The 19,204-nt window shown below is 62.5% G+C and carries 25 protein-coding genes; 12 read left to right on the forward strand and 13 right to left on the reverse strand.

Annotated features, from left to right (window positions below):
• Positions 1-85: 85 nt before the first annotated feature.
• Complete coding sequence (locus tag UP09_RS31050; protein ID WP_044542140.1) at positions 86-352, reverse strand: hypothetical protein; 267 nt, start codon at positions 350-352, stop codon at positions 86-88.
• 41 nt (positions 353-393) lie between these two features.
• Complete coding sequence (locus UP09_RS31055; protein WP_044542141.1) at positions 394-1,017, reverse strand: hypothetical protein; 624 nt, start codon at positions 1,015-1,017, stop codon at positions 394-396.
• Between the two features lie 477 nt (positions 1,018-1,494).
• Here UP09_RS31055 and UP09_RS31060 point away from each other — a divergent pair, with 477 nt between their 5' ends.
• The gene (locus UP09_RS31060) at positions 1,495-2,289 is read left to right on the forward strand and encodes a hypothetical protein (RefSeq protein ID WP_044542142.1); all 795 of its coding nucleotides are present in this window, start codon (positions 1,495-1,497) and stop codon (positions 2,287-2,289) included.
• 69 nt (positions 2,290-2,358) lie between these two features.
• On the opposite strand, the gene UP09_RS37885 is transcribed toward UP09_RS31060, so the two are convergent.
• The 3 genes from UP09_RS37885 to UP09_RS31070 form a co-directional block, all read right to left on the reverse strand.
• Entirely contained in the window at positions 2,359-2,526 is a 168-nt protein-coding gene (locus tag UP09_RS37885; protein WP_156164863.1) for a hypothetical protein, read from the reverse strand.
• Positions 2,527-2,556: 30 nt separating this feature from the next.
• Positions 2,557-2,796: a hypothetical protein gene (locus UP09_RS31065; RefSeq protein WP_044542143.1), complete on the reverse strand. Its 240-nt coding sequence runs from the start codon at positions 2,794-2,796 to the stop codon at positions 2,557-2,559.
• Positions 2,797-3,263: 467 nt separating this feature from the next.
• Entirely contained in the window at positions 3,264-4,184 is a 921-nt protein-coding gene (locus tag UP09_RS31070) for an alpha/beta fold hydrolase (RefSeq protein WP_044542144.1), read from the reverse strand.
• A 147-nt stretch (positions 4,185-4,331) separates the two neighbouring features.
• Between UP09_RS31070 and UP09_RS31075 the strand changes: the two genes are divergently transcribed.
• The 3 genes from UP09_RS31075 to UP09_RS31080 all read left to right on the forward strand — a co-directional run bounded on the left by UP09_RS31075 (position 4,332) and on the right by UP09_RS31080 (position 5,577).
• Positions 4,332-4,796 (forward strand): winged helix-turn-helix transcriptional regulator, encoded by a 465-nt coding sequence (locus UP09_RS31075; protein WP_082070355.1) that lies wholly within the window; start codon positions 4,332-4,334, stop codon positions 4,794-4,796.
• Positions 4,797-4,885: 89 nt separating this feature from the next.
• The gene (locus tag UP09_RS38260) at positions 4,886-5,047 is read left to right on the forward strand and encodes a hypothetical protein (protein ID WP_197082771.1); all 162 of its coding nucleotides are present in this window, start codon (positions 4,886-4,888) and stop codon (positions 5,045-5,047) included.
• A gap of 272 nt (positions 5,048-5,319) precedes the next feature.
• Positions 5,320-5,577 carry a hypothetical protein gene (locus tag UP09_RS31080; RefSeq protein ID WP_044542145.1) on the forward strand — a complete coding sequence of 86 codons (258 nt, stop codon included), beginning with the start codon at positions 5,320-5,322 and terminating at the stop codon, positions 5,575-5,577.
• Positions 5,578-5,590: 13 nt separating this feature from the next.
• Here UP09_RS31080 and fdxA read toward each other — a convergent pair whose 3' ends face one another.
• From fdxA to UP09_RS31100, 4 genes are read right to left on the reverse strand one after another with little or no spacing between them, the layout of a single operon-like run.
• Positions 5,591-5,929: a ferredoxin FdxA gene (gene fdxA, locus UP09_RS31085; protein ID WP_044542146.1), complete on the reverse strand. Its 339-nt coding sequence runs from the start codon at positions 5,927-5,929 to the stop codon at positions 5,591-5,593.
• A gap of 1 nt (position 5,930) precedes the next feature.
• Positions 5,931-6,908 (reverse strand): HEAT repeat domain-containing protein, encoded by a 978-nt coding sequence (locus UP09_RS31090; RefSeq protein ID WP_044542147.1) that lies wholly within the window; start codon positions 6,906-6,908, stop codon positions 5,931-5,933.
• 2 nt (positions 6,909-6,910) lie between these two features.
• Positions 6,911-7,144, reverse strand: coding sequence for a 4Fe-4S dicluster domain-containing protein (locus UP09_RS31095; RefSeq protein WP_022724287.1), 234 nt, complete (start codon positions 7,142-7,144; stop codon positions 6,911-6,913).
• Between the two features lie 30 nt (positions 7,145-7,174).
• Positions 7,175-8,917 (reverse strand): fumarate reductase/succinate dehydrogenase flavoprotein subunit, encoded by a 1,743-nt coding sequence (locus UP09_RS31100; RefSeq protein ID WP_044542680.1) that lies wholly within the window; start codon positions 8,915-8,917, stop codon positions 7,175-7,177.
• A gap of 326 nt (positions 8,918-9,243) precedes the next feature.
• On the opposite strand from UP09_RS31100, the gene UP09_RS31105 reads away from it, so the two are divergent.
• The 5 genes from UP09_RS31105 (at position 9,244) to UP09_RS31125 (ending at position 13,801) form a co-directional block, all read left to right on the forward strand.
• A complete protein-coding gene (locus tag UP09_RS31105) occupies positions 9,244-9,543 on the forward strand; it encodes a gamma-butyrobetaine hydroxylase-like domain-containing protein (RefSeq protein WP_044542148.1) in 300 nt (99 codons plus the stop codon).
• Positions 9,544-9,657: 114 nt separating this feature from the next.
• Positions 9,658-10,437, forward strand: a complete 780-nt coding sequence (locus UP09_RS31110; protein ID WP_044542681.1) for a Crp/Fnr family transcriptional regulator — start codon at positions 9,658-9,660, stop codon at positions 10,435-10,437.
• 165 nt (positions 10,438-10,602) lie between these two features.
• Complete coding sequence (locus UP09_RS31115) at positions 10,603-12,039, forward strand: ABC transporter substrate-binding protein (RefSeq protein WP_044542149.1); 1,437 nt, start codon at positions 10,603-10,605, stop codon at positions 12,037-12,039.
• On the forward strand, positions 12,036-12,932 hold the full coding sequence (locus UP09_RS31120) for an ABC transporter permease (RefSeq protein ID WP_082070356.1): 897 nt from the start codon (positions 12,036-12,038) through the stop codon (positions 12,930-12,932). Before UP09_RS31115 ends, UP09_RS31120 begins: the two co-directional genes overlap by 4 nt.
• On the forward strand, positions 12,929-13,801 hold the full coding sequence (locus UP09_RS31125) for an ABC transporter ATP-binding protein (protein ID WP_044542150.1): 873 nt from the start codon (positions 12,929-12,931) through the stop codon (positions 13,799-13,801). Before UP09_RS31120 ends, UP09_RS31125 begins: the two co-directional genes overlap by 4 nt.
• A 22-nt stretch (positions 13,802-13,823) precedes the next feature.
• Here UP09_RS31125 and UP09_RS31130 read toward each other — a convergent pair whose 3' ends face one another.
• From UP09_RS31130 to UP09_RS31140, 3 genes are all read right to left on the reverse strand, one after another.
• The gene (locus tag UP09_RS31130; protein WP_044542151.1) at positions 13,824-15,167 is read right to left on the reverse strand and encodes a PQQ-dependent sugar dehydrogenase; all 1,344 of its coding nucleotides are present in this window, start codon (positions 15,165-15,167) and stop codon (positions 13,824-13,826) included.
• 133 nt (positions 15,168-15,300) lie between these two features.
• On the reverse strand, positions 15,301-15,483 hold the full coding sequence (locus UP09_RS31135) for a hypothetical protein (protein WP_245302282.1): 183 nt from the start codon (positions 15,481-15,483) through the stop codon (positions 15,301-15,303).
• Positions 15,484-15,658: 175 nt separating this feature from the next.
• A complete protein-coding gene (locus UP09_RS31140) occupies positions 15,659-15,964 on the reverse strand; it encodes a hypothetical protein (protein ID WP_044542153.1) in 306 nt (101 codons plus the stop codon).
• A 61-nt stretch (positions 15,965-16,025) separates the two neighbouring features.
• Between UP09_RS31140 and UP09_RS31145 the strand changes: the two genes are divergently transcribed.
• A complete protein-coding gene (locus UP09_RS31145; protein WP_245302284.1) occupies positions 16,026-16,226 on the forward strand; it encodes a DUF3072 domain-containing protein in 201 nt (66 codons plus the stop codon).
• A 70-nt stretch (positions 16,227-16,296) separates the two neighbouring features.
• Positions 16,297-16,551, forward strand: a complete 255-nt coding sequence (locus tag UP09_RS31150; RefSeq protein ID WP_044542154.1) for a hypothetical protein — start codon at positions 16,297-16,299, stop codon at positions 16,549-16,551.
• A gap of 173 nt (positions 16,552-16,724) precedes the next feature.
• On the opposite strand, the gene UP09_RS31155 is transcribed toward UP09_RS31150, so the two are convergent.
• Entirely contained in the window at positions 16,725-16,982 is a 258-nt protein-coding gene (locus tag UP09_RS31155; protein ID WP_044542155.1) for a hypothetical protein, read from the reverse strand.
• A gap of 109 nt (positions 16,983-17,091) precedes the next feature.
• Between UP09_RS31155 and UP09_RS31160 the strand changes: the two genes are divergently transcribed.
• Positions 17,092-19,161 carry an ATP-dependent helicase gene (locus tag UP09_RS31160; protein WP_245302286.1) on the forward strand — a complete coding sequence of 690 codons (2,070 nt, stop codon included), beginning with the start codon at positions 17,092-17,094 and terminating at the stop codon, positions 19,159-19,161.
• Positions 19,162-19,204 lie beyond the last annotated feature (43 nt).

The following is a 19,204-nucleotide window of genomic DNA, read 5'->3' on the forward strand; positions in this document are numbered from 1 at the left end:
GCTTGCCGCGGTGCGCAAATTCTCAACCGATGGCGGCTCGGAACAGCGCCGGGCTACTGCGCGTCGTGGGTGTGGAAAACTCTGATCAGAGCATTCCGTCGAGATGACGTAGTTGCACCGGCGGCAGATCGGTCAGCGTTGCCCAATATCGAACCACCAATTTTGCGCCTGACGGTGTTTGGTTTGGCTCATCGGCAATCACGAACCCCCAAACGTGCTTGTTCCAATGACCAACCACGATGTCGTGCGTGTCGAGTGCGGCGCCGTCGGGCGTGCCGCTCGGTTGCGTGATGAGCACAAGACGTTGATCCTTTGGAGTTCTGTCGTCGTCTTCGAATTTTTGCCAGTTCATTGATTTTCCCCGTTCATCTCCAAGCCGAACGACTGCACCTCCTATTGACCGGCGACGAACAGGTCGAAGTCAATATCGCCCTGGTCCCCGGCCCAATAGGTTGTGGAAGCGTCGATACCGCCCTGCCGGAGCGCATCGATAAACCTCAAGGCGAGGGCTGAGGGCTTTCGAGGGTCGCGTAAGCCTACCAGGACGCCCCTATCGGTTGACAGCGAGCCATATCCGGGCATCGGACCGAACGTGGGAATCTTCAGATCTCGCAAAACGGCGGCAAAGTCGTTTGCAAAACGGGCTTCTTCCCCAGTTCCTTCGTAGAATATCCAGAGTTGTGTGATGTCCTTCGCTATTGGCGCGAGCGAAGCTGCGAGCGATTTTTTCTGCTCTTGCGAGAGCTGCCGATCGGGCTTTGGTTGGATCGCCTGAACGCGATCCTCTAGGTCTTTCAGCTTCTTTAGAGCCTCATCGGGAGACCCGACCTGCAGCTTGGCCTTGTAGAGTTCAACCTGTTGTTTGAGCGCTGATACCTCGGTGCTGCTCAGGAAGTGGCTGACTGCAAAGCCAATGCCGAGCGCAGTGACGATCGCAACGATAAAGGATCGCGAAGCGGTTACGCGGGGAAACCGGTTTTCGATCGCGTCGAGTAGGTCTTTTGGCGCGTCTGCCATGCCCACTACGATTCCGCGTGCGGCCGGACGGCGCAAGCGATTCCCCGAAAAGGGGTGGATTATTAACGCAAATCAGTTGAGGATGTCCGCGGGTGTCAGAGCCCGGACCAGTGATATCGGCCGCATTCCCTGCAAGGAATTGCCTTGTCGCCTGCAAGCGACATGGCGGCGGCTGAAGGAGCCTTTGGCTCAACGGACGCGCTTGGCGGCGCGGTACCGACCGGACCTTTATGGCCGGGGCGTGCCGTTCTGTCCAGAGGGCTTCGGCCCTTAAAAGCGGTGCACCAGTCTCACTGGCTGGCTCTGACCCCCCGGCTGCTCCGTCTGTCACGGAGCGCGGCTGTCAGAGGCCGACATTCAGTGAGCATTCCCATGACAACCTTAACGCACGGAAATTCCCCACCGATCTCCTCCGCATGTGATCAGAGCGCGCCGGCCAACAAAGAGCCGATCGCAACAACACGTAGGAGTTTCGTCATGAATTCAATTGTCGCCCTTCCCATCATCGCTGCCGTCCCAACGATCGCGCCGGCCATACCCCCGGAGGCCGATCCGATCTTCGGTGCGATCGACGGGTATCGCCAAGCCCTCGCTGCGTGCGTTCCCGTCGACGGCGACATTCCGGATGCGTTGAGCGATCGACTGTGCAATGCGTCCAGAGCGGTGATGCGAACCCGCCCGGTTTCTCCCGCTGGTCTTGCGGCGTTGACCGGTTGGATGCGCGAGCGGGCCGACGACATGCGCGACTGCAGCACTTGGCACAGCGAAGATCTTTGTGCCCTTGCGGCCACTATCGACGATGCGACGCGCGGCATGAGCGGCCTCAAAGCATGGTCACCGGCAGCAGGCCGGAACGAGGAGCGATCCGACCCGACTTTCGCACTGATCGAAGAGCACCGCGCTGCCGAGATCGCCTTCAAGGAAGCCGTGCACGTCGAGTTTGGATATGAGAAGTCCGGGCCCGAAGTCGACAAGATGAAGCCTCGATCGAGAGGGGTATACGAGCGCGAGTTCGAGCAGCTTCAGGCATCAACGGAGGATGCAGGCGATCGAATGTGTGATCTGGTTCAACAACTCGTCACCACGTCGCCCACCACGCTCGCGGGCACCGTCGCGCTGTGTACTTATCTGGAGCCGATGTTCAACGATATGGAAGGCTCGAACTTGCCAGATGAGGTCACGGTGGGTGATGACGAGGTCGGGCCACAAGGCGCATTCGCGGGCACCGTCGCGCAGTCCATCAAGAACATACTTAATCGGCGCACCGCATGAAGCGCCGACGGCGATACCGGAAGCGGCTCATGACGCGTCGACGCCGCCGGGGCTGACAACATCGCGGGGCTACGGCCCCGCGTTTTTCTCCTTGAGACGCCCATCGATATCACTCAGGGCGTTAGCGAGCGCGTGAAACACCGGGATGAGGTCATCCCTTGAAATCGGACTTGCGCGATTGGTGTGACTGGCAAACTGCAAGAGAGCGCTGACAGCCTTAGCAATTTCTTCCGTCATTCTGGCGTTCCTTCGACCGCGTTGTTTTCACTACCGCGGGTTTCGCGTGCCAACAGCACCGGTGTACGGGTTCACGTTGCCGCTGGTGCTGAAGTTGTCGCGCGTGGTGTTGTTCGGATTGGTCGCGACGTAGGGCGCAACATAGGTGCCGCGGCTCGTCGTGTAGCCCGATGAGGTGTGCGTGTTCGGATTGCTGCCGGTGCCGAGATATTGCGCCTGTGCGGCGGTCGCGACCATGATCAAGGTCGCAGCGAGAGTGAGACGCTTCATTTCAATTCCCCCCTTGTTGTTCTCACGCATAGGTAGCCACGCCGCTGGTCTGGATACAACCGCGGGTTAGTACGGGATTCGATCCACTACTAACGTCTAAAGATGCGAGTGGCTTGACCGCGAATCCCCGCGGGAGTCTGATCCTCGCCATGGACGAAGAGCTTGCCGACTATCGACGCATGGAGCGGGTATGCCGGGAGGAAGCGGAGCGAGCCTCCCTCCCCGAGACACGCCGTGCGCTGCAGAAAATGGCGCGGGACTACGCCGCGGCGGCCGATGCGGCCGTAGCTAGGACCGTAGCATTCGATCGGAGGAAGCGGAAAAGCCGAGCAATTTCAGGGGAGTTGACAGGACACCCCTTCCGCCAACCGACAATCGCATCGTCCGGCCAACGGATTTGCCGCGACTGTAGGCGAGAGCGCCCGGCTCCTGATCGTCCCTCGTCCTCCAGATCGGACGAGGCTCATTCAGGTCTGACGAATGAAATCCACGATCAGACCCGTGATAGTCTCCGGAGCATCCTCAAAACAATAGTGCCCGACGCCCGCAAGACGCCTGACCGGTGCGTCTGGAAAGATCGCGGAAAACAGTGGCAGGAAGTGCTCTGCATGGAGCGTGCGATCCGCCTCTCCCCAGATGGCGAGCGCGGGCTTGCCGCGGATTGCGCGGTCGGCGGCGGGATCGGGCGTCTCGAATTTGTGGGCGCCGGTCGCAAAGCCCTTCGCCCATCCGATCGCGCCCAGGCAGTCGACCGGAGTTGCGAAAGGGGCGCCGTAGGCCGAGAGCCAGGCGTCGGTGATGACGGCGTTGTTCTCGAAGCCGTTGAGCTTGAGCGTGCTCAGGATGTTGAAACCGAGCTGCCCGAGCACCGGCTCGAGATCACCGCTTGCTTCGGCCTTTACGATCCATTGAAACCACGGCGAGACCAGCGCATTGGCGGTCAACCGATCGAACTGGTCCCCCTGCCCGAACGGCGTTGGTCCATTCGCCGAGATGACGCGGCGGATGCGATCCGGATGCCTGGCCGCGAGCCCCATGCCGACCGGGCCACCGAAATCATGCATCACGAGGGTGATGTCGTTGAGGCCGAGCGCAAGAACCAACGCCTCCAGATTATCGATGTGGTCCTGCAGCCAGTAGCTCCGGTGCGCCGGCGTCTCGCTCTTGCCGAAGCCCATATGGTCAGGAACGACCACGCGGTGCGTCGTGCTCAAGACCGGAACGAGGCGGCGAAACAGATAGCCCCAGGTCGGTTCGCCGTGCAGGCAGAGCACGACCCCTCCGTCACGCGGCCCCTCGTCGGCATAGTGCATCTGGAAGCCGGGAGCCCGGGTGAAATGCGGTGCGAAGGGAAAGGTGCCGTCGAATGTGGCGTCGGATCGGATCATGGCGGTCCTCGCAGAGGGTGGTTTTAGTTTGAAACCAACGTCTACCGCTTGAGGTTTCAGTTTGCAACCGCTATCTGTCGGGAGCGTAGCAACCGGGTCAGCGCACGGCGATCAGGGTTTGGAACAGGAAACGGCAGGCGAATCACGATGGCCAAGAGAGTGAGCCACAAGGAGTCCCTGTGCGGTGTGGCGCGGCCGCTAGACGCAATCGGCGACTGGTGGTCACTCTTGATTGTCCGCGATGCCTTCGACGGTCTCCGACGGTTCGGGGAGTTTCAAAAGAGCCTGGGGCTCGCCAAGAACATCCTCTCGGCCCGGCTCCGCAATCTGCTGGCGCACGGCATCATCGAGACCGTGCCCGCTCCAGACGGCGGTCCTTATCAGGAGTATGTGCTGACCGAAAAGGGCCGCGGCTTGTTTCCCCTGCTGGTTGCGCTTCGGCAATGGGGCGAGGACTTCTTCTTCGAGCCTGATGAAGCGCATGTGCTCCTCGTCGACAAGAAAGCCGGCCTGCCGGTGCGACGGTTGGAGCTTCGTGCGCAGGACGGACGCATCGTCGGTGCAAAGGATACTTTCGTGCGTTTGCCGCCGACATCGCCTGAGACGGAATAGCGTTGAGGCTGACCACGGCGCGCGCTTCTGGTCGGCAACCAAATATTAACCCTCGCTGCCGCACCCTCCAGCCGTGGAGGGTTCGACCAATGCAGACATTCCGGATTTCGCTGAGTGATGGAACGCGGAAATTCCACACGGTGATTCAGGCCCCCGATTCCGCCTCGGCGCACATCAAGGCCACCTACTTCTTCGACACTTCGAAGTGGCGGATTTTGAGTGTGGCGCTCACCGGCGCAGTGGCGGCGTAGTCGAAGCCCGACCACGACCTGCTGGCGGTCCAGCGCGACCGGCCATACGTTTCTCATCATACCCGTGTTCGCAACCGTCGCCCGCAAGGCGCGCGAAGTGTTGCTGCTGGAACGGCATACGGACACCAACGGCATTGTCGAGCGCGGCTGGAAGAGGAACCTGCTGCTCAACTTGTGAGCATGCTGCGGTTCCCTTGCACCCAGCCTTCGCTGACGTATAGCGGCTCCTACCCGGTTTGAGTTACAATGCTCGCGGGTGCGGAGGTGTGGCGATGGCGAAAAAGGGAATCACCGGCCACGACGATTGGGTGGTCACCGAGGCCTTGGCGACAGCGCTGGTTGCCCTCGAGCAGCTCCCGTCCAAACATCAACCGCGCGCGCATATGGAGGATGTCCTGAAGCTGCTGACCGCCAAATGCAAATCTGGCGCCGTCACCCTGCATCTTGCGCAGGCCAAATGCAGATTGTTTCCCGACACTGATCCGCTGGCGATCTACGAGCAATACGGTCTCAAGGACGGACAGGGCTAGCGGGCGGCGTTCATCAGGTGCCTGAACCTGCCGTCTCGCTGAAGAACTTCTCGAACTTGCCGTCCAAGCCCTGGAAGTCGTCGGCATCCGCAGGCGGCTCCTTCCGGTCGGAGATGTTCGGCCAGAGTCCGGCGAATTTGGCGTTGAGCGCGAGCCAGGTCTCGAGCCCTTGTTCGGTATCCGGCTTGATTGCGTCAGCCGGACATTCCGGCTCGCACACACCGCAGTCGATGCATTCCTCGGGATGGATCACGAGCATGTTCTCCCCCTCGTAGAAGCAATCGACCGGGCACACCTCGACGCAGTCGGTGTATTTGCACTTCACGCAGGCTTCGGTGACGACGTAGGTCATCTCAGGCGCCCGCCCTCGCCTTCCGAGCCGCGATCTGCTGCAACGCCCAGCGCGCGTTCTTGCGCACTTCGGGATCGGTGTCACCAGCGACCAGGGCGAGGTATGGCTCGCCGGAGGGATCGGCGATCTCGCCGAGGGCCGCCGCCGCCTCCTTGCGCAGATTGGCCTGCTCATGGGTGATGCAACCGCCGATCGGCCGCACGGCGCGGTCGAGTTTCATCTTGCCGAGGCTGCGGATCGATTTCAGCCGCACCTGCCAAAAGCCGTCGGCAAGGGCCTCGATCAGCTGGTCGGCGGCAACCGACCCGTTGGCATTGAGCCCCAACGTCTCGGCCGCCATCTCGCGCACCATCCAGTCGTCGTCCTTGAGGGCACGGGTGATCGACTCGGCCGCGGATTTCATCTGCGAGAATGCCAGCGCGCTGACGGCCGCGCGCCTGACATGGGCGTCGGAGTCGTTGATCGACGCAGTGAGCGCCGGAATCGACTCCTCCAGCTTGAGGAAGCCGATCACGCCGATGGCCTGGACGCGCACGGCGGCGTCGCTGTCCTGCAGTGCTTCGAGCGCGGGTTTCAGCGTGTCCTTGCGTCGCAGTTCCTTTAAGCTGCGCAGCGCGCCCATCCGGACGAAGGCATGGCTGTGCCTGACCAGCGGCAGGATTGCATCCGCACAGGCCGCGTCCTTCAGCTCGGCCAGGCTGTCGGCCGCGGCAGACGCCACGATTCTTTCCGGGTCGACCAGCAACTGCACCAGCGCGATCGCACTCTCCGGCCCGTCGAATTCGCCGAGCGCCATCGCCACCTGTTGGCGCACGCCGGCATCGGGATCGGAGACCATGCCGGCAAGATGCGCGACAGCCGCCGGATCCCCGGAATGGCCGAGCGCGATGATTGCGACGCGGCGCTCGGCCGGGTCCGCGGCCTGCAGCCGCTCGTCGGCGTCGTCGAGGTCGTCATAGGATTCGAACGGGCTCGACATGATCACCTCAACAGATAGGGAATGTTGACGGTCACGGCGCCGGTCGGGCAATCCGCTTCGCAGGGCATGCAGTACCAGCACTCGTCATAGGCCATGTAGGCCTTGCCGGTCATGTCGCTGATCCGGAGCACGTCGAGCGGGCAGACGTCGACGCACACAGTGCAGCCCTTGTCGGCAATGCACTTGGCGTCGTCGACGACGACGGGCACCGAGGTCTGGTAGGTCGCGAGGGGCATCGTTCAATCTCCTGTCAGTTACGGCTGGCATCACGCGGTGGCGCGGATGCGCTGCTTGTCGTAGAGGTCCTTCTCGTCGTCCGCGATCGGAACGACATAGGGCTGCACGTCACGCTTCTCGCTGGTCATCCGGCCGTCCTTCTTGCTCAGCAGCGTGTGGCAGAACCAGTTCTCGTTGTCTTTCTCCGGGAAATCCGTGCGCAAGTGATAGAGGCCCCAGCGGCTCTCCTCGCGGTAGAGCGAGGAATGGGCCGCCATGTCGGCACAATCGAGGATCGACTGGGTCTCCAGCGCGCGCAGCAATTCGTGGGAGTTGCGCGCGATCATGCGCTGCTCCATGTCCTCGCGCACTTCGGCGAGGCGCCGCTGGCCGAGCTCGAACTTGCGAGTGACCTTCGGCGGCTGCAGATAATCATTCACCAGGCGGCGCGCCTTGTACTCGATCTGGTTCGGCGGGATGCCGTCGTCGCGCCTGGTCGGTGCCATCACGCGATCGCGCTCCTTCGCGACATCGGCAGCATCGAAATCCGCAAAATCGTGATTGTCGGCGAACTCCATCGCATCGGTGCCGGCAACCGCGCCGTTGGTGAAGGCGCCCAGCATGTAATTGTGCGGCACGCTCGCCATGTCGCCGGCGGCATAGAGACCCGGCACGGTGGTGCGGGCGAAATCATCGACGAAGACGCCGGAGGCACTGTGGCCCGAACAGAAGCCGATTTCGGAGATGTGCATCTCGATCGATTCGGTGCGGTAGTCGTTGCCACGTCCCTTCTGGAACAATCCCCGCGTCGGCCGCTCGACCTTGTGCAACGTCGACTCAATCTCCTCGATCGTCTTCTCGTGGAGATGCTTGAGCTGCAGGAACACCGGTCCCTTGCCGGACAACAGCTCGTTGTAGAATTCGAGCATCATCTGGCCCGACCAGTAGTCGCACTCGATGAACCGCGAGCCCTCATTGTTGGCGGTATAGGCGCCGAAGGGACCAGCCACATAGGCGCAGGCCGGGCCGTTGTAGTCCTTGATCAGCGGATTGATCTGGAAGCATTCGAGGTTCGCGAGCGCTGCACCCGCATGATAGGCCATCGCGTAACCGTCGCCGGAATTCGCTGCGTTTTCGTAGGTGCCGAACATGTAGCCCGACGTCGGCAGGCCGAGACGGCCCGCCGCGCCCATGCAGAGGATCACGGCCTTGGCCTTGATCACCAGCAATTCGGCGGTCCGCGTGTTGACGCTGATCGCGCCGGCGACGCGGCCGTCGCTTCCCGTCAAAAGGCGCGTCGCCATGTAGCGGTTGGAGATCAGGATGCGGGCGCGGCGGAGTTGGCGGTAGAGTGCCTTCTTGACCGTGTCGCCGTTCGGCATCGGCAGCACATAGGTGCCGATGTGATGCACCTTCTTGACCGCGTAGTCGCCGTTCTCGTTCTTAAGGAAACGGATGCCGAAGCTGTCGAGTTCCTCGATGATCCCGTAGCAGTTCTGCGCGTATTTATAGACCGCCTTCTGATCGACGATGCCGTCGTTGGCGATGGTGATTTCCTTGGTGTACTGCTCGGGCGTCGCGTAGCCGGGAATGACGGCGTTGTTCAAGCCATCCATGCCCATCGAGATCGCGCCGGAGCGTTTGACGTTCGCCTTCTCCAGCAGAACGACGTTGGCCTTGGGATTCCTGAGCTTCGCCTTCAACGCCGCCATCGGGCCGGCAGTGCCGCCGCCGATCACCAGCACGTCGCAGGACACCTCCGACATTCCATCGACTATCTCGTCCATTGCCATCATCAGCTCCTGGTTCGCAACGTGACAGCAGCTTTGTTCAGCGCCGTCAGCAGCGATAGCAATTAGTTGTCACGGGCGAGAGAATGGCGAGGTTTGGCTCAATTGATCAAATCGGAGCCAACCGGTTGAATAACAATGCAGCATACGCAATTCGCGTGTTCGAGGCGCCCAAGGCGAATCTATCCTTCGCGTCGCCAATCCCGTGGCTTGTCGTTCTCCAAGGCTGGAGGGTTGCAACCGAGTCGTTGTTATTTGCGCCTGCGTGCAATTAGTTGCTATTGCAGCGACCGTTCCTCTCTTATTTTGCACCTGAGGAGATAGTTGCGATGACAATGACGGTTGCACCGACCGTGACAGGGTATGACGTCAGCCCTGATCTGGACTCGTTGTCGATAGCGACATCCCATGGCGACAGCATCACGCTGTCGGCCGAAAAGTTGCGGATGGCCTGCAAGTGCGCGCATTGTCTTCGCGCCCGTTATGACGATCGCTTCCCCGCGGGTTTTCCGGGCCTCGCCATCGTCGAGGTGGCCGATCTCGGCTACGGATTGAACATCGCTTTCTCCGATGGTCATAACCGTGGGATCTATCCGAAGAGCTACCTTCTGGATCTCGCCAGCCATTGATTTTGCTGGCCTTTCAGTCCCGTTTCGAACTTGCTTTGCGGCGGCTCGCCGTCCTTGGTCTGGCATGAAGCTTGCTGCTTTCTGGATCAGTTCCAGATGAACCGGAGGCAGGTCATGTTGCTCCATGCGGCCAATGCTATCAGCGGCAGCGTGACTCCCGGCACCGCCAAGACGCCCGGCGGCACCTCGCTGCTGCTCACCGAGAATCAGCAGGCGATCGGCGGTCCTCCGCCGCTGATGGACAAGCTGACGCCGCGCGAACGCGAACTCGTGCTCAAGTCGGGCCGCCGCAAGGTGCTCAATCGCGGACAGACCTTGTTTAGCCAGGGCGCCAAGCATGACGGCATCTATCTGATCGAGAGCGGCCGTGTCCGCGTGTTCTACATCTCGCCGCTCGGTCGCGAGATCACGCTGGCCTATTGGCATGTCGGCAATTTCGTCGGCGGACCGGAGGTGTTCGAGGGCGGCACGCATCAATGGTCCGGCGTTGCCGCCAGCAATTGCGCCGTCGTGCAGCTTCCGGGGCGCGAGCTGCGGACGCTCGCCACCGAAATCCCCAATCTGGCAATCGGCCTGATCGAGGGACTGACCTTCAAGGGCAAATGCTATTCCGCGCTTGCCCAGATGCTCGGAACGCGTTCGATCACCCAGCGCCTGGCGCACCTCCTGCTGCACCTGATGGACCTCTATGGCGTCGAGGATCCCGACGGCACGCTGATCGCGGCGGCCTTCACGCATGCGGATATCGCCCACATGGTCGGCGCCACCAGGCAATGGGTGACGATCAGCCTGAAGCGGATGCAGGACAAGCAGGTCGTGCTGACCAAGCGTTCCCAAATCGTGGTCTGCCGGCCCGACCTGCTGGAGGAGATGCGCGGCCAGGCGGCGGATTAATTCCTGTGCTCATCGGATTGGCTGCCCGCAGCAAATCTGCCCAACCGGTGTGCATCGGCCCTTTCCCGGCAACTAATCGACCGTGAGGACAAGTCCGCATTTGCCCGGATCACCGGCGCAACCAATCATGGCAGCATCGGCATATCCAACCGAGCGAGGATGAGAATGCTCCGCCATCTACCAGCACGCGCGATCGCGCTGTCGGCGACGGCCCTGGCCTTGATGCTTGCCGGCCCCGTGGCCGCGGAGACCGTCACTATCGGGATCGGCACCCAGGACACCACGACCAACACGGTGACCACGGGCGTCGTGATCCGGCAACTGCATCTGCTCGAGAAGTACCTGCCGACGTCAGGCAAATACGCCAACATCAAGTTCGAGCTCGAATGGCAGAACTTCACCTCCGGTCCCCCCGTCACCAACGGCATGATGGCCGACAAGCTGCAATTCGGCGCGATGGGCGACTATCCGCTCGTCGTCAACGGTTTCACCTTCGAGAACAATCCGGAGAGCAAGAGCCGCCTGATCGCGGTCGCCGCCTACAGCATGTCGGGGTCGGGTAACGGCATCGTCGTCCACAAGGACTCGCCCTATTACGAGCTCGCCGATCTGAAGGGCAAGCTCGTCAGCGTTCCCTTCGGCTCGGCCGCGCATGGCATGGTGCTGAAGGCGATGCAGGACCGCGGCTATCCCTCCGACTTCTTCCAGCTCGTCAGCCAGAGCCCCGAGGTCGGCTCGACCAATCTGCAGGAAAAGAAGATCGACGCGCATGCCGACTTCGTTCCGTTCGCAGAGCTGCTGCCGTTCCGCGGCTTCGCGCGAAAAATCTTTGACGGCGTCGAGACCAATCTGCCGACCTGGCACGGCGTCGTCGTGCGGTCCGACTTCGCCGAGAAATATCCTGATGTCGTGGTCGCCTACATCAAGGCGATCATCGCGGCCGACCAGTGGCTGCGCGCGGACCCGAAACAGGCTGCCGAGAAGATCCAGGAGTGGACCGGCATCAGCAAGGAGGTGGTCTACATCTTCCTCGGTCCAAGCGGCAACATGACGACCGATCCGACCATCAAGCCGGCCCTGATCGATGCCGCCGCGACCGACGTGAAGGTGCTGCAGAATCTTGGGCGCATGAAGGAGTTCGATCCGAAAAAATGGGTCGACGATTCCTACATCCGCAAAGCCTATGCCGAGATGAAGCTCGACTATGACGCGCAGCTTGCCAGCACGGCGAACTACGAGATTTCAGGTGAAGATACGTTCTGCAAGAAGCCGGTTACCGAGCCGCGCAAATCCGGCGAGGTCTGGGTCGACGGCGAAGGTATCCTGCCGTTCTCCAGCGCCATTTGCACGCTTGGCGCCTATGCCGACTTCAAGGCCAAGGGCAAGAAGATCAATGTTGCCTACGTCTTCGACGCCACGCGCGGGATCAAGCTGTTCGCCGACCAGGCCTTCTTCGCGGTCGGCGGCGGCGACATTGCACCGTTCCTCCTGAAGAAGGACGCCGAAGCCTACGCCGCCAAGAGCGGCGGCAAGGTCTCTGGCTTCAAGGTCTTGGGCTTCGAGGATGCGGTGAAATCGGCGGTCAGCGGAGGCAAGACGTGAGCAGCAGCCCCGCACTTGTCCGTCACGAGGAGGCTGCCGTGGTGACCGCGACCGAGCCGCCGGCCTCGGCGCCCGTTGCCACCCCGGCCGGCATCGGCGTGCTTGCCGGCCGGTGGTACCGGCTCAACGGGGACCGGATCCGCGCGATGCTGATCTGCATCGCGTCGCTCGTCGTGTTCCTGCTGGTCTGGCATCTTCTGACCAAATACCGCGTCGTGTTCTTCGTCCGCTTCACCAACGTGCCCTCGCCGCTCGCGGTCTATGACAGCTTTGCCAGAGCGATCCACGACCCCAAATTCCTGCTGCATATCGCGCTGAGTTGCCGTCGCATCCTGCTCGGCTTCTCGCTGGCGGCGTTGGTCGGCGTGCCGCTTGGTCTGGTGATGGGCCGCTTCAAGCTGGTTCATGAGGTGATCTTCCCGGTCTCGGAAGTGTTGCGTCCGATTCCGGCAATCGCCTGGGTGCCGATGGCGATCATGCTGTGGCCGACCAACGAGCAGAGCATCGTCTTCATCACGTTCCTCGGCTCGTTCTTTCCGATCCTGGTCAACACGCTGCACGGAATGACGCTGGTCGATCCGGTGCTGGTGCGGGCTGCGCGCTGTCTCGGCGCCAGGGAAACCTCGATCTTCCGGGAGGTCTATTTCCCCGCCTCGCTGCCGCACATCTTCACCGGGCTGACGATCGGCATGGGCGTCGCGTGGGTCTCGCTTATCGCCGCCGAGATGATCTCCGGCCAATACGGCATCGGCTACTTCACCTGGGAGGCGTATTCGCTGGTCCAGTATCCCGATATCGCACTCGGCATGATCGCGATCGGCGTGCTTGGGCTCGCATCGAGCCTGCTAATTCGGGCCGTTGGACGGCTCGCTATGCCCTGGGGGCGCGCATGAGCGTGGTTGAGACCCGACCCGTCCGTGGTCATATCGAGGTCAAGAACTTTGCGTTGAGCTACGAGACGATCGACGGCTCGGTCGCGGCGGTCACCAACACGGACATCCATGTCAATCCCGGCGAGTTCGTCTCGATCGTGGGTCCGTCGGGCTGCGGCAAGTCGACATTCCTCAACGCGGTTGCAGGTTTCCTGAAGCCGACCGAAGGCACGATCACGGTCGATGGCGAGCCGGTCAAGGGACCTAGCGCGGAACGCGGCATGGTGTTCCAGCAATATTCGTTGTTCCCGTGGAAGACGGTGCGGGAGAACGTCGAGTTCGGCCTCAAGATGCGCGGCATGGCACGGTCGCAGCGCGAGCGCGCGGCGCGCACCCTGCTCGGGCTTGCCGGCCTTGAAGCGTTCGAGAAGCACTATCCGGAACGGCTATCCGGCGGCATGAAGCAGCGCGTCGGCATCGTCCGCGCGCTCGCAACCGGCCCCAAGGTACTGCTGCTGGACGAGCCGTTCGGTGCGCTCGACGCGCAGACGCGCGTCATCATGCAGCAGATCCTCACCAACATGTGGCAGCGGCTGAAGATCTCGGTCCTGTTCGTCACCCACGATATCGACGAGGCGATCTTCCTGTCCGACCGCGTCTACTGCATGACGGCGCGTCCAGGCTCGATCAAGGCCGAGATTCCGATTCCGCTGGAACGGCCGCGACAGCAGTCAATGATGATGTCTTCGGAATTCCTCGCCCTGCGACGCGGGCTGATGTCACTGATCCGCGAGGAGAGCCTGAAGGCGATGGGCGGCGAGATCAGCGATCTCGGCATGCAGGGCCTCAACATCGAGCTGCATGGCCAATCGCTGGCGGACGTGATCTAGCGATCGGCGAAGGCGTCAGCGGTTAGTCGTGGCTGATGCGCCAGATCGTCCCGTTGCCGTCTTCGGAGACAAGCAGCGCACCATCGCGTGTCACGGTGACGCCGACCGGGCGCCCCCAGACCTCATTGTCGGCGACGACAAAGCCGGTGACGAAATCCTCATACTCGCCGGTCGGCGCGCCGTCCTTGAGGCGGATGCGGACGACCTTGTAACCCGTCCGCTTGGATCGATTCCACGAACCGTGCTCGGCTGCGAAGGCATCGCCGCGATAGTCAGGCGGAAAATTGTTGCCGGTGTAGAAGGTCAGGCCGAGCGAAGCCGAGTGTGGCTGTAGCAGGACGTCGGGGATCGTCACCTTGTCCTTCAGGTCGGGACGTTCGCCGGCATGCGCGGGATCTTCGTTGGCGCCGATGTAGTACCACGGCCATCCGTAGAACGCGCCCTCGCGCACGCGCGTCACATAATCAGGCACGAGGTTGTCGCCGCGGCCGTCGCGCTCATTGGTCGAACACCACGGCGTGCCGCTGCCGGGCTGGATCGCCAGTCCCACGCAATTGCGGATTCCGGTCGCGAAGAGCTTTTGATTCTTGCCGTCGGGATCGAAGCCGAGCACGGCGGCGCGATCGGTTTCAGAACCCCAGGCGGCGCCGAGCGCGCGACCGCGGCTCCAGGCCTCGATGCCTTCCGATGGCCGGCCAAGCCCTTCGCCCGCGTTGCCGGCAGAGCCGACCGACACCAGCATCCGCTTGCCGTCGGATGTGAACACGATGTCGCGCGTGGAATGGCCGTAGCCGTGTGGAAGATTGGCAACGATCGTCTCCGGCTTCCCCGAAGCCTTGAGGTCGCCGCTTCGGTACGCAAATCGAACGACGCTGTCCGTATTGGCGACATAGAGCCATTGCGGATTGTCTCCGCTTGGGAAGAACGCGATGCCGAACGGCTTGTTCAGGCCGCTGGCGTAGATCTCGTTGGTTGCGGGTTTGGTGGCACCGTCGGCGCTGCGCAGGATGCGGATGCGGCCGGGGCCGGTTTCGACGACGAAGATATCGCCATTGGGCGCGGTCCGCATGATCCGCGGGCCGCTCAGCCCCTCAGCAAACAGCTCGATCTTGAACCCTGCCGGTACCTGCGGAACGGCGAACGCAGGCCTCGGCACGATGCGGGACGCGTTGCTGCTGGACGCCGTCGCGCCGGGCTTCGGCAAATCCTGTGGCGTGATCAATCTGACGGTGCCGGGCTTGTCGCGCTGCCAATCACCGAAGGCGTCTGCGCCCTTCAACACCGGCTCGGCACTCGATCGCCCCATGGTCAGCGCGGCGATGGCGATGACGAAAATAGCCGCGCCGGCAAAGTTCAGTCCTGGCATGCCGTTCCTCGCGCGATTGCGTCGTCGTTGCGGCAGGTGGTAGCGCAAATTGGCCGCTGGCTCCGTTCACAATCTCGTCTTTGGCTTCAAGGTGAGTTCGCCCGTCGCGGCCGACGGCCTGGCCGACGCGCAACTAGCTCTGAGCCGGCCAGCTCCGCCGGATCAAGACCACCCGCTCGATCCGGTCGCACTCCCCGCAGCGGTACTGAAGGATCTCCTTCCCCTGACTGTCGGGAGAGCAGGTCTCGAGCCGCATGGTGACGTCACAGCTGACGCAGGACATCAGCGTCAGGAGCGGACTGCGATCGTCATTCATCGATGCCCGCGTTGAAGCGGTCGGATCGGCGATCATGGCGTTGGACAATGCAACGGAAATTGGGCGGCTCACCCCGAGGCAATGCCGATCCCGCGCCGCGGTTCCCGATCAGAAACCGCGCTGACGCCGGCTGAGGCGATATGGCGCAACTCTTAAGTTGTAGTCCGTGCGGCCATCAGGGCCGAATGGTGACACGGCCCGGCCCGGGCTTGCCCTTGTCGAGCTTCGTCCTTGCGACGGGACGCTCTGCCTGGCTTTGGGTCAGACGCTCGCGGACGGTCGGCAACCGATCGCAGCCGCCGGTGGCCTTCCAGCGGCCGATCAGGTCCGCCACCTCGGCCCGCATGGCCAACAGCCGATAGGACGCCTCGCTGCAGTCGAGATCGCGATTGACCTGATCCCGGATGGCAGCCTCGACCAAGGTCATTTCGGCCCGCAAAGCGCTGATCTTGCGTCGAATTTCGTTGATCTTGTTGTCCATGGCTTGTTAGAACAAAAATAGAACATATTGTCAAGTCAGCATACGACGAATGAGGTGAAACATGAGCATGGCGGCGGTGAAATTCGGCGGGGTCGCGGAGCGTCTCGGCGGGCAAATGACCCGTGCGCAGGCCGCCCGATTGAGGAGCCTTGCCGAGGAAGCCTATCAGCCCAGGCAGTACGCAGGCGACCTGACGTTCGAGGAGGCCGAGCGGCGGATCGGCGCCCTGAAAGCGGAGATCGCACTGGCGGACTCGTTCTGAAGCGCCTACGCCACGGCGGCCGGAAGCGGCCTGTTCCTTTCGGTTACCGTCTGCCCCGGGGGAACCTCACGTGCTGGAACTGGAGAAGCGGTCGCCGCTCGCGTTTTCGATCGCCCTGAAGGATGGGCGGACGCTTGAGACTGTCGGCGACGCTGCAGACTACCTGTCCAAGCTGAATGCGGACCAGCGCGAGCGCTCGCACTGGAAGACCGCAATCATGATGTTCAACAACGCGATGCGCGAAGCACGCTACCTCAAGATCGCAACCATGAATCTGCGGTCGGCGTTGCTGTACGATCGGCTGCTCGACGACGCCGGCCTCTGACTGTGGTGTCGCCGCTACAGCCGAATCGATCGCCGTTTCGTAAATGCGTTTCCGTTATGGCCGCAAACAAGGTAACGGCGGTACACATCGCGGCTCGAGGCTGATCGCGCTTCAGCCGCCATCTTGGGGCCGCCTCGGAGGGCCAAGGCGGCCCATTTCTTTGTCGAAGCAGTTCAGAGCAGCTTGGCGCGGACGAACAGCATGCGCAGCGCGCTGGTCGCCTGCACCGTCAGCATAGCGTTGCCGGCCGCCTTTTCGAGCGCGCTGACGGCATCACCGTGCAAGGTCCGGAATTCCATCCACTCGACCGCGCTGAGATTGGTGATGAAGCGATAGGCCTGGCCAACGGTCGCAAGCGTCACCGTCTCGCCGTTCAGCCGCAATTTGAACGTCGCCTTCAGCGGCGTGTCGGAAGTGGATACGTCACCCATGGCGCGGTTGTGCAGCGCGCCGCGTTAATGTCAATCTAATTTCTTCGCTCCCGTAGGCGCGTCAGTCCCAATCAGCGTGATGTCTGTTAGCGTCAGGCAGGGGTGATTCGTGCCTGATATTGCCAACACAGCCTATCTGGATGCGCTCAATCCCGAGCAACGCCGCGCGGTCGAGCACGGCATCGGGACAGACGGAACCATCGGCCCCCCGCTGCTGGTGATTGCTGGCGCGGGCTCAGGCAAGACCAACACCCTCGCCCATCGCGTCGCGCATCTGATCGTCGCCGGTGCCGATCCACGCCGCATCCTGTTGATGACCTTTTCGCGCCGCGCCGCCGCCGAAATGGCAGGCCGCGTCGAACGCATCGCGCGGCGCGTACTCGGCGACAAAGCTTCCGTGATGACCGACGCGCTGAACTGGTCTGGCACATTTCACGGCATCGGTGCGCGGCTGTTGCGCGAATTCTCCGAGCGCATCGGGCTCGATCCCGCCTTCACGATCCACGATCGCGAAGATTCCGCCGATCTGATGAACCTGGTTCGCCACGACCTCGGTTTCTCCAGGACCGAGAGCCGGTTTCCGACCAAGGGCACCTGCCTCGCGATCTATTCGCGTTGCGTGAACGCGGAGATGGGAATCGAAGCGGTGCTGGGTCAATTTTTCCCCTGGTGCGCGGGCTGGGCCAACGAACTGAAGCAATTGTTCGCGGCCTATGTCGAGACCAAGCAGCAGCAGAACGTGCTCGATTACGACGACCTGCTGCTCTACTGGGCGCAGATGGTCACCGACGCCAACCTCGCGGACGAGATCGGCGGCCGCTTCGATCATGTGATGGTCGACGAATATCAGGACACCAACCGCTTGCAATCGTCGATCCTGCTGGCGCTCAAGCCTGCGGGCCGCGGGCTCACCGTGGTCGGCGACGACGCCCAGTCGATCTATTCCTTCCGTGCCGCGACCGTGCGCAACATCCTCGATTTTCCAAACCAGTTCAGCCCGGCGGCCGAGATCATCACGCTCGACCGCAACTATCGTTCGACCGAGCCGATCCTGTCGGCTGCCAACGGCGTGATCTCGCTCGCCAAGGAGCGCTTCACCAAGAACCTGTGGACCGATCGGACATCGACCCGCAAGCCGCTTCTCGTCGCGATCCGTGACGAGGCCGATCAGGCCCGCTATGTCGTCGAGCAGGTGCTGGCCTACCGCGAGGAAGGCGCGCTGTTGAAGCATCAGGCCGTGCTGTTTCGCACCTCCTCGCACTCAGGATCGCTCGAGGTCGAATTGACCCGCCGCAACATTCCGTTCGTGAAATTCGGCGGCCTGAAATTCCTCGACGCTTCCCACGTCAAGGACGTGCTGGCGCTCTTGCGTTTTGTCGCCAATCCGCGCGACCGCGTCGCCGGTTTTCGCATCCTGCATCTCTTGCCAGGGGTCGGGCCGGCCTCGGCGCAGCGCGTGCTCGACCGCATGGCGGAGGCCGCCGATCCGATTGCCGCGCTGACATCCCTCCCCGCACCGCCGCGGGCCGGCGAGGACTGGCTGCTGTTCGTGCAGGCGATCGAAAACCTCCGCTACTCGGAATGGCCGGTCGACATCGAGCGCGCGCGGCTGTGGTACGAGCCGCATCTCGACCGCATCCACGAGGACAGCGAAGTCCGCCGCGCCGACCTGATCCAGCTCGAGCAGATTGCCGCGGGCTATCCCTCGCGCGAGCGCTTCCTCACCGAGCTCACGCTCGATCCCCCCGACGCCACCAGTGACCAGGCCGGCGTGCCACTGCTGGACGAAGACTACCTGATCCTGTCGACGATCCATTCCGCCAAGGGCCAGGAATGGAAGGCCGTCTACGTGCTCAACGTCGTCGACGGCTGCATGCCGTCCGATCTCGGCGCCGGGACGTCGGCGGAACTCGAAGAGGAGCGCCGCCTGCTTTATGTCGCCATGACCCGCGCCAAGGACGATCTGCACCTGCTGGTGCCGCAGCGCTTCTTCGTCCACGGCCAGGCCGCCAAGGGCGATCGCCACATGTACGCCTCGCGCACCCGCTTCATCCCGGACCGTCTGCTGCCGACGTTCGAGCGTACCACCTGGCCTCGCGCGGCCGCCGCAGGCCCTTCGTCGGCCAATCGCGCACCGCCGATCGACATCCGCGCTAGGATGCGCGGCATGTGGCGCTGACACCCAAAATATTCAGGGAACTGGAACGGACCTGCCGTCATTT

The sequence above is a fragment of the Bradyrhizobium sp. LTSP885 genome (assembly GCF_000938305.1).
In the GTDB taxonomy this organism is placed as follows: Bacteria; Pseudomonadota; Alphaproteobacteria; order Rhizobiales; family Xanthobacteraceae; genus Bradyrhizobium.